Consider the following 13,216-nt stretch of genomic DNA (forward strand, 5'->3'; position numbering starts at 1 on the left):
GCCCGTTCCCTTAAAACGACCAGACAGTCGAAGGGTGAAAAAAGCGGGGTGGACTAGGCCACCCCGATCAGGATACGGGAGACTTCAGATTTTAATTAGAACTGCACCGAATACTTCTCGGTCAGCCATTTTTGGACCCACTCACGAGCATCTTCAGGAACGTTTACAGCCGTGCGGAAAATGCGTTCTGCAGGCTCGCCAACGATCTGTTTGTACTCGCCAAGGGTTGCCTGTCGATCAGCCACAAAGCTCTCATCTTCGGTGGCAAGCTGTGCCGCGTCACGATACGCCTGGACGATTTCTTCAGGTGTGTCTTTTGGCAAAAAGACCATCTTCTGCGCAGGGAAACCGGCAATGAAGAATGCTTTGTACGCTTCCCATGCCGGGCCTGAAGGCTTTTCACCCTTCATTTTCTCATATGCTTCCGGGAAGCTCGGCAGATCAGGGAATGACGGATCGCGTACGATGTTGCCATCGTCATCCAGTGCCCCCCATGAGAACAACGGAACAGCACTTCCGATATCAACAAGCGGCCGGACGTTATTAATGAAAGCCGAAGACGTCTGGTAATCGATATTGACCTCGCCGCGCTCAAAGGCAAGACGACCGGCCCCGCGGCCCTTCATGCCAAAGACCGCATCAACATCAAGTCCCAGCAGTTCAAAGGCAAGCAACGGAACGAGATCAAGGGATGTCGCCCCCTGGCTGCCATAACGCAACTTGACGTTTTCCAGTGCTTTCATGTCGTCGGCCGACTTGAGGCCAAGATCTGAATTCACGTAAACAACACCGCCGGTCGGCGATGCAAGAACAACACGCCAGTCACGCATTTCATATTGTACGCGCTTGTCACGCAGAAGGTACGGAAACTGGGTAGAGCCGGAAGTACCGATTGCGGTCAATCCATCGGGCTCGGCGCGGGCCTGAAACTGATTGGCACCAGAGGTAGAGCCGCCACCCGGAATGTTCTTGACGACAACAGTCGGGCTTCCTGGAAGGAAGACACTGAAATATGGTGCCCAGAAACGGCCCCAGGTATCAGTCCCACCACCTTCGCCAAACGGAATGATCAGTTCGACGCGGTCTCCCTCGAAATTTGCATCCTGTGCGGTTGCTGTACCGGCAAAGCCAAAGGCAATTGCCGCAGCCGCGCACGCGGACTTGAATGACAGATTAAAGTTCTTTCCCCATGACATTGGGCGTTCCCTCCATAACGGTTGTTTTATCTCGAATGGAAGGAAAGAAACGGGTGACGCAGATCGCGCCATCAATTGTCGATTTCCTCCCATTCAGGCTTTCGGCTGTTATTGTTTTTTTCCGGTCGTTGCCGGGAGTGCCGCTTGCCCCTGAAGGAAAATCTAAACGAAAAAGCTGTCAGTTAGCTGTCGATGGTCAAATTTTTAATTTTCGCAGCTGTTTTCGATGTTATTTAAGGGAAATGCGCATTCTGATCGTAGAAGACAACCTTGTTCTGGCCGATAAAATCGCTGCTGCTCTTCGGCAGACCGATCATGCTGTCGATATGGTTCATGACGGCGAGGACGCGCTCAACCTTGTTCTGCAAGAGACGTTCGATCTTCTGATTCTCGATTTATCACTGCCGGGACTGGACGGAATTGAAATTCTAAAAACCGTGCGAGCACGCCAGATCAATTTGCCGGTTATGATCCTGACCGCGCGTGGTAATCTCGATGAACGTGTTGCCGGTCTGGATGCCGGGGCCGACGATTATATGGTCAAACCTTTCGAATTATCAGAACTCGAAGCCAGAGCCCGGGCTCTTCTGCGACGCAATATTGGCAAGCGCAATCCCTATATCACGGTTGGAAAACTGTCCTTCAATTCGGTCGACAGATCCGTGACGATTGATGGCCAGCCTGTCTCGCTGACACCGCGCGAACGCGGGGTGCTTGAAATTCTGCTGCTAAATATCAGTCAGGTGATCAGCAAGGAAAAAATCGCCCTGCATCTTTTCGGTTTTGATGATGAAGCCAGCGTAAAATCAATCGAGCTTTACATCAGCCGCCTACGTAAAAAAATTGCTTCAGGTGATGTCGAAGTCCGCACCATTCGCGGACTTGGTTACATGATTGACGAATGAACGAAAACGCCACAGCCATATCCACTTCTTTACGCGCAAGGCTTCTGCGCTGGCTTTTGCTGCCGGGTTTCTTGCTGACCTTCGGGCTGTTGGCAAAGAACTACCTGACCGTCAGTGAAATGGCCAACCGCATACAGGATCGCCTTCTGGTCGCGCTGGCGGTGACCATTTCCGAACATGCGATCAATTCAGGCGGGGATCTGTTGTCGCGCGATATTGAATTGTTGCTTGAACAATTCACCCGCGAAAACACCTATTACCGCGTTCAGGGCCCAGACGGGGCGTTTGTGACAGGTGATTTCGGCCTCCCACGCCTGCCTGAGGGCGTAACGCTGGAACCCGGTGTTCCCCATTTCTACAATGCCCATTACCGTAACGAAGACGTGCGCGCGGTCACCATGAAGTACCTGGTCGCCAATCCATCCTCGAACATCTACGGCTGGGTGACCATTGATGTCAGCCAGACCCGTCGCGAACGCGACAATCTGATTTATGACGAGCTGCTGGGGTCGACCACAGACTTTCTGGTTTTGATGTTTCTCGGCGGCGTTTTCGCGTGGATCGGTGTTTCACGCGGGCTTGCGCCACTCAGAAGACTGCAACAGGCAATCCGGCGCAGATCAACGGATGATTTGCGCCCGATCCGCCATGCCATGCCCAAGGAAGTCACCGAGGTCGTCAAGTCTCTCAACGCGCTTCTGGCACGTCTCGAAAGCTCCATCACGGCCAATCAACGTTTCATTGCCGACGCATCGCACCAGCTACGCACCCCTCTTGCGACGGTGCAGGCCGAAGCCGAATGGGCCTTGCGCAATGCAAGCACCCCGGAAGACCGGCAGGCACTTGAACGTATCGTTGACCAAACCCGACAAACGGCAAGATTGGCCAGCCAGCTTCTCAATCTTGCACGGGTATCCCCCGAAGGACGAAAGGCTGTTCGCTATGAGAAAACCGATCTGCTCGCACTTGCTGCCTCGGTAACATCTGGCATGGTCCGTCAGGCAATCCGCCACGATATTGATCTTGGCTTCGACGATCAAAGCGAAGGCATGAACTGCCAAATAGAAACCGGCAACGAGGTTTTACTTCAGGAAATGCTGAGCAACCTGATCGATAATGCCATTGTTTATGGCACGCCCGGCACGATAGTCACGGTTCGGCTGATTGGGGGTGGCGTTGCTGTCGGTCCGGTTCTCGAGGTCGAAGACAATGGCCCGGGGATACCGAAAGAGGATCGCAAAGCAGTTCTGGAGCGTTTCGTAAGACTTGATGAGCAAAACGGACAAGGCTGCGGTCTTGGTCTCGCTATTGTCAGGGAAGTTGCAGACGCACATCGGGCACGCTTGACACTCGAAGACGGTAAAGACGGCAAAGGCCTGAAGGTCCGGATCGAATTCCCGCTCTAGGCGTTATTTGCCGCGATTCGCCGACCGATTTGGCAATCGGCTGGCACATGATGTGCCAGCCTTTAACGTCATGAAATTCAGATAGTCTTCTTGCTCTGGCAGACACCGACCACCTGTTTGTGATCGTTTTTCTCTACTGCAAAGACAATCAGCGCAATCAATCGGTAGAACCCGTGGATAAACTTGCCATAGGGCATCGACAGAAACAGGGTCATCACAACGCCCAGATGAAGGCTCAGCATCATCCCGACATAGTGCGTATCACGCACAACCATCAGGCAAAGTCCCGTGAAACTGGTCAAAAACAGCAAAACCAGGAAACTGACATCCATACCTTTATTGGTTTTGCCTTTCGGGGCAGCATCGGCCTTGGCCTTAAGCATCAAAAGCCCGGCAGGTCCTACAATAAGACCGATCCCGCCAAGGATGCCAAACAGCTTTGGCAGGCTTAAGTATCCATAGGGTGCGGGAAGATCGAAGCCGTAATGCAATATCGTGGCGCTTGATGTCGCAGCAAAGCACAACATAAAGCCCCAGAAGGTCATTTGATGGAACCAACGTCTGGCCATTGATGGCGTCTCTCCGGGATAGGAACAGCCCTGACCATTCCCGCCATCAAGGTATTTGAGGGAAAGTGCATCCTTTATGCCCTGCATGACGCGCGGATAATCAAGCATCAGCGGACTTGGCAAATTCATTGTCCGCCAGAACTTCACAACCGATCCCACCAGTGCAAGCAAGACAAAGCCACCAACGATACCAAACAGGGTCGCCAAAACATTGTGCGAGATGACGCCATAAAATGCATTCTCATGTGCAGCAAAGAAGTCGGCCCCTGTCAAAATGGCGGACGCCCCGAAAAACAGTGTGATAACGATGACGGACAGAAGACTGACCCAAAGGCCATTATTGGCAAACAGCCGGCCCATAAAGCCCGGCCATGCATAAACCCCATAGTTTTCCTGACGGAGCTCGGCCATTGCCGCCGGCACGTTCAGCTGAAATTCGTGCGGCGGCGCATATTGGCAATTGTGGTAACAAGCCCCGCAGTTGTGGCAAAGATTTGCCAGATAATCGAGCGTGTCCGAATTGAATTCCAACCGCAGCTCCATCGCCTGGAAAACAGCGCAATGCCCCTCGCAATAGCGGCAGGCATTGCAGATGGTCATCACGCGGGCGGCTTCGGTTGTTTTATCGGTTGAGCGCATAATCGGCAGCCTCGCTTCCTGCAATTCGTCCAAATACATTGCCAATCGTCATGCCAATCCCGGCAAGATATCCTTGGCCTAATACGTTGCCGGCCATGATTTCCCCGGCCGCAAAGATGTTCGAGCTTTCGGTTCCGTTCGCCATCTGCATCTGCGCCTTTTCACTGACTTCCACACCGAGATAGGTGAACGTGATGCCAGGTCGCAGCGAATAGGCACTGTAGGGGGGATGATCGAGTGTGCGCGCCCAGTTGGTTTTGTTCACCGCAAGCCCGTTGGTATGCACGCCGTCAAGCTCGGTATGATCGAACTGTCCCGGTTGAACCGATGCGTTATAGTCGTTGACGGTTTTCTCAAGTGTTGCCGGGTCTAGACCAATTTTTTCGGCCAATTCACCGATTGTATTGGCAACAACGGGTGGGAAGACCGGCGGCATGAAGGCACCGCGTGCTTTCTGGTCAATGATGACGTGGGCGACCTGATCAGGCTGATCGGCAACAAGACGCCCCCAGATTGCATAGCGCTTTGGCCAGAAATCTTCGCCTTCATCGTAAAATCGTTCGGCATTCTTGTTGACCACAATGCCAAGCGACACGCAGTCAACCCGCGTACAAATCCCGCCATCGAACTTTGGCGCGCGTCCGTCAATTGCAACTGCATGGCATTGATTGGGCTCACCGATCTGTTGGGCGCCGGCGTCCAGCAGAATACGCAGCAAGTCACCCCGGTTATAAGGTGTCCCACGGATCAGGAAGTTTTCGGCGATGTCACCCCATGCTTCCTTCAGCCATTCAATGTTTGCTTCAAACCCGCCAGCAGCGGCCACAAAGGCCTTGGCCGATATCGTATGCTCGCCAACCTGAAGGCTTTTGAATTCTCCGTCTGCAATATCGACGGACGAGACCATCGCATCGTAGTGGACTTCAACGCCAAGCTTCTCGGCATGGCGATAAAGCGCATTCAACAGCTGCTTGCCGCCCCCCATAAAGAAGGCGTTGGTTCGTCCTAGATGCAGAGTTCCACCCAATGGCGGCTGAAACTGTACGCCGCGCTGTTCAAGCCAGGCAACCGCCTCTGTCGAATTTCGCAAAGTCATACGCGCCAGGGTTTCGTTTGTCTTGCCCTTCGTCACGCGCATCAGATCATCCCAATATTCGGCCTCGTCATAGGTGCCGCTCAGGACTGACAAGGGACCAATATGCATCGGGCGCAAATTACGTGTATGGCGGGTATTCCCGCCACGATGAGTCCGAGGCGCACCTTCAAGCAAACAAACACGCGCCCCTTTTTCCGCTGCGACGATTGCTGCAATAAGCCCGGCCTGCCCACCGCCCGCGACAAGAACATCGTAATGATCAAATCTGGTTTTCACAGCACCCGCACCTCTCTTTGTATGTTTTTGGATACTCTTGTATACAATTGTCTGCAAGACTTGTGATTTCACAAGGCGTGTGTCAAGTTAAAACCAGACAGAACAAAGCAGGTGCCGCTCAATGAGCCCAGATTCCGCCGATCAGCAGCCTCGCAGCGAAGTTGCCTATCAGAAGCTTTTGGCAGCGATTCAGCACGGCGAGCTTAAGCCGGGAACCCGAATCCGCGAGGTGGAGGTTGCTGAAAGGTTTGGGATTAGCCGCACCCCGGTCCGCGATGCCATCCGGCGCCTAGAAAGCGATGGATTGCTTATCCACCTGCCAAGGCACGGTGCGGTGATCCGGGAACTGGATCATCGCGAAGTGATTGAACTGTATGAAATCCGCGAAGTTCTGGAAGGAACAGCCGCCCGCTATGCCGCGCGCCACGCATCGGAGCTCGAAATTGCCGAGCTTGAAGACCTCAATGAACTGATGCTGAAAAATGGTGATGACCCGGTAAAAGTCGCAGAAGCCAACCGACTGTTCCACCACGCGCTCTATAGAACGGCGAACAATCGTTTTCTGATTGATGCACTGAATTCTTTATCGAACTCGATGGCACTGCTTGGCGGCACGACGCTGCAATATACGGACAGACCGCAAAGCGCCTATCAGGAACACAAGAACATCATCGACAGCATCCGATCCGGCAACGCCGATCAGGCAGATGCCGATGCGCGACATCACATCCGAAGCGCACAGAGGTTAAGAATCAAGCTGCTACGCGAATAAGGCGTGCAGCTAAGCGTGAAATGGTCGCATACACCCGAATTATTACAATTCAGACGAGTTACTACTTCGGACTGACTTTGAGCGGGATTATTGAGAGCTACGGAGCAGTGATTACATTCTGTAGACACTACTGTCGCATGCCATAGAATTTGACATTTTTCTCCACCCTAGAGCCTTTTCGCGCTTCGGGAAGAGATATTAGGCTTACGCCAATGACTAAGTGCCCCGCAGCCAACCGAAATCAATTTTTGTCTGTGCCGGCAACGTCATCGCCAACCATGCTTTGTTAATTGCCATAACTTGGGTCTGGTATTGCGTGAAGGTCTTGTAGCTCAATTTGAACCCTGCCTCCACTTCCGATACTGACGTCGGCTCATACAGTTTTAGCGGCACAGTCATACCCGTTGTTAGTACCTTTCCCAAGCTTTCCCGTCCGACCCAAAGTATGGATGCAGCCTCATACTCATTCAGAGACAGTTTGAAGAACTGGTGCCTTAAACGCGCGTTAACATCACTCAACACGGGCACAACATCGGCCTCAGCTAGTTTTTCAACATCAACGCCGATCGGGTGGCCTTTATGGTAAATAACGGCAACACAAATCTCGTCCGAATGAGAAATCGAAACACCAAGTTCACAACATCTGACAGATGCGCCGATAATAATAGGCTGGTGAAAGACACCACTGCCTATGGCGACATCATTTGGTGACACATCGTCCAGATGACATTCCAAAGCAAGCTTCGCAGCCAATCGTCCTATCGTGAAACTGTCGCGTCGTTGAGGAAACTCGAAGGCCAGCCGTATTTGCTGTTCCTGTGTGTGCAGATATCTGTTCGCCAGACTTTCGATTTCCTCCTGACCAAGGCGTTGCCTGTATATTATCGCAATGGTCGATTTCAAAATGTCGGTGGCACCAAAGCTTCCGAAAGATCCATTCCGGGTTAATGCCAATTTTTTCACGACGCAGCTTTCCGGAAACATAGTGATTAACCTCATACTTTTCAGACTGCTTCTGTAGGGCTCGACGCAAACGGTTGCTTTCCCAAGCTTTATTCAGGGAACCACACACATTCTCTGCACACAGGTGCAGGATGCAAACTTCATACGCCCAGCACAACTAATTAATTGCGAATGAGTATTATTTTTGATAACTCCTTAAAAACCCATCACCTTAGTCAGGTATGTGACTTGGCAATAACTGACCTCAAAAAACTCTTCCAGTCTCACCAAAGGGAATTGCAGATTTATCTGACGCGTCTTTTGCGTGATGCGGATACTGCAATGGATCTGACACAGGAGACATTTTTGCGTGTGTCGGAACATGCCAGCCCCGATAAGGCAAACAAAGTCACCCATGTCCGTTCCTACCTGTACCGCGTTGCCCATAATCTTGCGATTGATCATGTCCGGGCGCAAAAGCGAAACCCGATCGCAGGCGCCAATGACATTCCCCTTGATGTCATTCCAAATAATTCACCCTCGCCAGAACAGATCGTTGGGGGGCAATCTGAACTTGAATATGTACGTCGCGCGCTTGATGAGCTGCCTGACAAAACGCGCAAAATCTTTATTCTTGTGCGCGTTGAAGGGCTGACCTATCGCGAAGCGGCCGAACAACTCGGTATTTCTGACAGTTCTGTTCAGAAACATGTCGCGCGCGCAATTGCCCATGTGATGAAGCGCATGCGGGAAAGCCGGTCATGAAATTGCACAAAGTTTTTACGCATTTCTTGCAGTTTTATCGTCCAACAGATAAGGACGCTTTGTCCGGGTTGTCGGCAAGTGCAGGTTGGTAACGTGAGCCAAATGCGAGAAACACAGAAAAACACTGATCTGACCGCGTCCAATTGGGTTGCGAAAATGGTCAATGGCGACCTCAGCACATTTGAGCATGAAGAGCTCAATGTTTGGCTGGATGCAGCACCGGAAAACCAGCAAGCTTTCATAGAGGCCAATAACGCGCTTGCTGTCATGGATGATGCGATCAAATCTACAGATCGCACAACCGAGAGTCCTTCATCAGAGGTTGTTGAGCTTAAGCATCCGGCAAAACCGCCAGCCAAAGCCCCGTCGGCAAAGACACATCGCTGGGGCTACGTCGCACTTGCCGCAAGCTTTCTGCTAGCGATTGTTTCAACCCGCGTTATGGTTGGTGACCCGACCGTTTTCCTAAGTGCTGATTACCATACTGTTGTTGGGGAAGTTCGGGCCATTACACTTGAGGATGGTAGCATCGTCACCCTGGGACCCGATAGTGCAATAGCGGTTCAGTTTACCGATCAAACCCGAAACATCGCATTGATTAGCGGACTTGCAGACTTTCAGGCGGTTCCGATGGAACATGCGGACAAGCGTGTTTTCACCGTCACCTCGCCGCATGGCCAAGTGCAGGCTTTGGGCACGCGGTTTATCGTTAACAGCTTTGATGACCACACCAATGTGGCCGTGCTGGAACATCAGGTTGAAGTCAAACCAAACTCGGCAACATCAGAACAAATAGCGATTTTGGCGGAAAATCAGGCCGTTCGTTATAACCGCCATTCGATTAGCCCAGTTTCAATAATCAATCCAGACAGGGCGCTTGGTTGGCAAAAAGGCAAGCTGATATTTGATCGCGTTACTCTGCGCGAAGTTGTCTCGGAATTCTCACGGTATCAGCGCGGCAAAATCATGATTGCGAACGAGACTGCGGCACGCAAGCTTGTCAGTGGTGTCTTTGACATGACGGATCCTCAGGCTGGACTTGAACTGATTTCACGGGAACTTGGTGTCCAAAATATCTCAATACCCCCCCTAATGACCGTTATTTACTAAGCATAGCAGCAATCTGAAAAGCCCGGATTTCTTCGACTTCCGGTCCTTATCGACACAAAAATCAAAAAAACTGAAATTTATCTTACTGAGTCTGAACGTAAATCCCGTCTCACCCAACACAAGCAAATGACAATCATTTGCGTTTTGAGAAAAACTTTCGAGAATGGGGGTCTGCGTAATGCAGGTAATAAAAACCGGCAAAGCTGGATTGGTAAACGGGTTTGGTCATCGTCTGGCACATAGTGTCAGCTTGGTCGCATTGGCCGCGGGCATTGTTGTTGCTGGGGTATCGGCGCCTGCAACCGCGCAGCAAAATACAGAAACGCAAAGTGACACAGCATCCGCAATCGATTTTTCCATCCCGGCACAGGACCTTAACCAGGCGCTTTTGAACTTTGCCAATCAAACAAATCTGCAACTCTTTTATGATGTCGATCGGGTTGCCGGATTGCAAAGCACTGCCCTTAACGGCACGCATTCCCCTGCTGAGGCATTGAGTATCCTGCTTTCCGGCAGTGGCGTCAGCTATCGCTTTACCGGCAAGAACACGGTTTCTCTCACCAAGCTGGAAACATCAGACAGCAGTGGAGCAACCGTCATTGACCCGCTCTATGTCGAGGCAAACGCCCAGGACTCAGATGACCTCGCTCATGGCTATGTCGCTACGCGAAGCAGTGCTGGTACAAAAACCAGCAAAGCTCTGATTGAAACGGCCAAAAGTATTTCCGTCGTATCTGGCCAGGAAATCGAGGACCGCGCCGTTGCGAGCATCGAAGATGCAGTTGCTTATACCGCAGGGGTAGCAACCAACAATTACGGATATGATCCGCGCTTTGATCAGGTTTATGTTCGTGGCTATCCGGTACATATCTACGGCGACTACCGAGATGGCTTACGCCAGATGACAGGCGTCTATGCAACGTTTCGCACCGAACCCTACGGCCTTGAACAGCTTGAAATCGTAAAGGGCCCCACAGCGGCACTTTACGGGCAATCAACACCGGGCGGCTTACTCAACAGCGTTACCAAACGCCCTCACCTTGGTGCAAAGAACAATGTCTATGGCCGTTTCACCAACACGGACTCATACGAAGGCGGGTTTGATTACAATCTTGGCCTGACAGAAAACGGGACCTGGGCATCACGCATTGTTGGCATGGCCCGCTTTGGCGAAACCAGCAACGAAATTCAGGATGATCGGCAAATGTTCGCGCCAACAATTCGTTGGCAACCCAATGCAGATACAGATCTGACTATCTATACCTTGTTCCAGCATGACGAAACGGATGCCTCGGCAACCCTTCTGAACCTGAATGGCGAAATCCTTGATTACCGCACCAGCGACGCGGATTACGACTATCAGAAACAGGATCAGTTTCAGGTCGGCTATGATCTGACCCATGATCTAAGCAACCTGCCTGTTACCTTGGCCCAGAAGGCGCGGTTTGGATATTTCGATCTTGAAGCGCGGTACCTGACTGGCGGCGTGACCGGCGGCGGCTGGAAGAACTCAAACACGGAATATCACCGCGCAGCACAAGCTGTTGAGGAAACCCTCTGGAGCGCGCAGGTCGACAACCAAGTCATCACGACTTTCGAGACCGCTGACGCCAAACACGAAGTAATGACCGGTCTTGATCTGATGTATTCAAAGTCGGATTACCGTTTTGGCTCAAGCGGTGTACTCAGTGATTACATCTTCTATCTCAATGACCCAAATCGGTCGATTTCGGGCACGACACCGGCTTACACAACATTTGATGACGTAACCTACAATCAGTCCGGTATCTATGTTCAGGACCAGATTGAACTTGGCAACTGGCATCTTAATGGCGGTGTGCGCTTTGATTATGCAGAACGCAAACGTATCAGCCGACTAACCAATACGGGGTCAACCGACTACAACACCGCAACGACCTTTAACGTCAGCGCCCTTTATGCCTTTGACAATGGCATCTCGCCTTATGTCAGTTGGGGCACATCCTTCTTGCCTAGCACTAGTCAGGACTCTGAAGGCAAAATGCTCAACCCGACCGAGGGTGAGCAGTATGAAGCCGGTATCAAGTTCGAACCGGTCGGGTTTGATGGCTTCTTCACGGTTTCCGCCTATCGCCTGACCGAGGACAACGTTGCACGCTATGCTGGCTACAGTGGCTCTATCGGTTCGTATTATGACTCAATTGGCAAAGTTGAATCGCGCGGACTTGAGATTGAAGGCAGTGCCAATGTAACTGAAAATCTTAGCCTGGTTGGCAACCTTGCCTACAACAATGCCAAAATCGTCAAAGGTTCCTATCGCGGTAATACCCCACTTGTGACACCGGAAAAGGCTGCATCCTCTTGGGCAAACTACAACTTCAATCAAGGCCCTCTTGATGGATGGGGATTTGGCGTTGGTGTTCGCTACACCGACTCAAGCTATGCCAATTACACCAATACGAGCAAGAACAAGCCCTATACGGTGCTTGATGCTGCGATCCGCTATGACTTCGCAGCACTTAGTAACAAGCTGGATGGTCTGACCCTTGCGATTAATGGCACTAACCTTGCCGACAACGATGCCGCTATCTGTAACAACGGTTACTGCTACCAGATTGAAGGACAGACCATAGCTGCAACTCTGAAATACGACTGGTAATCGATTAATCCGGGGCGCACGGTTGCGCCCCGGCCCCATTCTCGCAATCCGCGTTCATCGCGGATTTTCTGCGTTTATCGAGAGCGAATTATGGCCATGGATTTATCTGATCGTCCTGCTGTCCTTGGAATGCAAAAAGCCCGCTTTGAAACGGCTAGAGGCGTGACACTCCTTGACAACATATCCGTTACTTTCCGCGCTGGCTGCCTGACAGCAATTGTCGGCCATAATGGGTCTGGGAAATCCACTGCGCTTAAAATGCTGGCCGGACTGAACAAGCCAACAAGTGGAGCTGTCACACTTGGCGGGAATGACGTTGGGCGGTTTAGTGCACGTGAGTTTGCCAAAAACGTTGCCTATCTCGCACAGGACCCGGGGCACGGGGCGGACTATACCGTCGAAGAACTGATTGCGCTTGGTCGTTATCCATGGCACGGGCCATTTGGTCGCCTGCGCGAGCGCGACAAACAATCGATTGAACGTGCGATCCTTTTGACGGGCCTCGAAGCCCTTCGCAAACGCGCAGTCAGTACGCTTTCAGGTGGTGAACGCCAAAGAGCCTGGATCGCAGTTACACTTGCGCAACAAGCCTCCTGCCTATTGCTTGATGAGCCGATTTCTGCGCTGGATCTATCACATCAATACGAAATCCTGCTTTTACTCGAACAGCTCTGCAAACAGGACGGTCTATGCATTGTTGCCGTCTTGCATGACATCAATCTGGCCGCGCGCTTTGCCGATCATATTGTCGCGCTTAAGGGCGGCAAACTGATCGCGGATGCGCCACCGGCGACCATCATGCAGTCAGACATGCTTCGCGATATTTTTGGCATGGATATGCTGGTGCAGCCTCACCCCACCAATGGGCATCCTTTTGCCCTTGCCAATGTGTGATTGGGGGC

The 13,216-nt window shown here is 51.8% G+C and carries 11 protein-coding genes; 7 read left to right on the plus strand and 4 right to left on the minus strand.

Annotation, left to right across the window (positions count from 1 at the left end; genetic code table 11):
* Positions 1–95: 95 nt before the first annotated feature.
* Entirely contained in the window at positions 96–1,196 is a 1,101-nt protein-coding gene (locus FHI25_RS01690; RefSeq protein ID WP_063088751.1) for a tripartite tricarboxylate transporter substrate-binding protein, read from the minus strand.
* Between the two features lie 53 nt (positions 1,197–1,249).
* Here FHI25_RS01690 and FHI25_RS01695 point away from each other — a divergent pair, with 53 nt between their 5' ends.
* Together FHI25_RS01695 and FHI25_RS01700 are read left to right on the plus strand one after the other, a co-directional pair.
* Positions 1,250–2,101, plus strand: coding sequence for a response regulator transcription factor (locus tag FHI25_RS01695; protein WP_232308386.1), 852 nt, complete (start codon positions 1,250–1,252; stop codon positions 2,099–2,101).
* Positions 2,098–3,507, plus strand: a complete 1,410-nt coding sequence (locus tag FHI25_RS01700; protein ID WP_210514428.1) for a sensor histidine kinase — start codon at positions 2,098–2,100, stop codon at positions 3,505–3,507. Before FHI25_RS01695 ends, FHI25_RS01700 begins: the two co-directional genes overlap by 4 nt.
* 77 nt (positions 3,508–3,584) lie before the next feature.
* Here FHI25_RS01700 and tcuB read toward each other — a convergent pair whose 3' ends face one another.
* Together tcuB and tcuA are read right to left on the minus strand one after the other, a co-directional pair.
* Positions 3,585–4,715, minus strand: coding sequence for a tricarballylate utilization 4Fe-4S protein TcuB (tcuB, locus tag FHI25_RS01705; protein WP_210514430.1), 1,131 nt, complete (start codon positions 4,713–4,715; stop codon positions 3,585–3,587).
* A complete protein-coding gene (gene tcuA, locus FHI25_RS01710; RefSeq protein WP_210514432.1) occupies positions 4,699–6,087 on the minus strand; it encodes an FAD-dependent tricarballylate dehydrogenase TcuA in 1,389 nt (462 codons plus the stop codon). The genes tcuB and tcuA overlap by 17 nt, the downstream gene beginning before the upstream one ends.
* A gap of 121 nt (positions 6,088–6,208) precedes the next feature.
* On the opposite strand from tcuA, the gene FHI25_RS01715 reads away from it, so the two are divergent.
* Positions 6,209–6,859, plus strand: coding sequence for a GntR family transcriptional regulator (locus FHI25_RS01715; protein WP_210514434.1), 651 nt, complete (start codon positions 6,209–6,211; stop codon positions 6,857–6,859).
* Between the two features lie 216 nt (positions 6,860–7,075).
* Here FHI25_RS01715 and FHI25_RS01720 read toward each other — a convergent pair whose 3' ends face one another.
* On the minus strand, positions 7,076–7,822 hold the full coding sequence (locus FHI25_RS01720) for a hypothetical protein (RefSeq protein WP_210514436.1): 747 nt from the start codon (positions 7,820–7,822) through the stop codon (positions 7,076–7,078).
* Between the two features lie 171 nt (positions 7,823–7,993).
* Between FHI25_RS01720 and FHI25_RS01725 the strand changes: the two genes are divergently transcribed.
* The 4 genes from FHI25_RS01725 (at position 7,994) to FHI25_RS01740 (ending at position 13,208) form a co-directional block, all read left to right on the plus strand.
* Complete coding sequence (locus FHI25_RS01725) at positions 7,994–8,566, plus strand: RNA polymerase sigma factor (protein ID WP_246878858.1); 573 nt, start codon at positions 7,994–7,996, stop codon at positions 8,564–8,566.
* A 78-nt stretch (positions 8,567–8,644) separates the two neighbouring features.
* Positions 8,645–9,676: a FecR domain-containing protein gene (locus FHI25_RS20790; RefSeq protein WP_210514442.1), complete on the plus strand. Its 1,032-nt coding sequence runs from the start codon at positions 8,645–8,647 to the stop codon at positions 9,674–9,676.
* A gap of 178 nt (positions 9,677–9,854) precedes the next feature.
* On the plus strand, positions 9,855–12,314 hold the full coding sequence (locus tag FHI25_RS01735) for a TonB-dependent siderophore receptor (RefSeq protein ID WP_210514446.1): 2,460 nt from the start codon (positions 9,855–9,857) through the stop codon (positions 12,312–12,314).
* A gap of 162 nt (positions 12,315–12,476) precedes the next feature.
* On the plus strand, positions 12,477–13,208 hold the full coding sequence (locus FHI25_RS01740) for an ABC transporter ATP-binding protein (protein ID WP_349237946.1): 732 nt from the start codon (positions 12,477–12,479) through the stop codon (positions 13,206–13,208).
* Positions 13,209–13,216: the final 8 nt, after the last annotated feature.

Origin of the sequence: Thalassospira sp. ER-Se-21-Dark, from assembly GCF_017922435.1 — a bacterium.
Taxonomy (GTDB): Bacteria; Pseudomonadota; Alphaproteobacteria; order Rhodospirillales; family Thalassospiraceae; genus Thalassospira.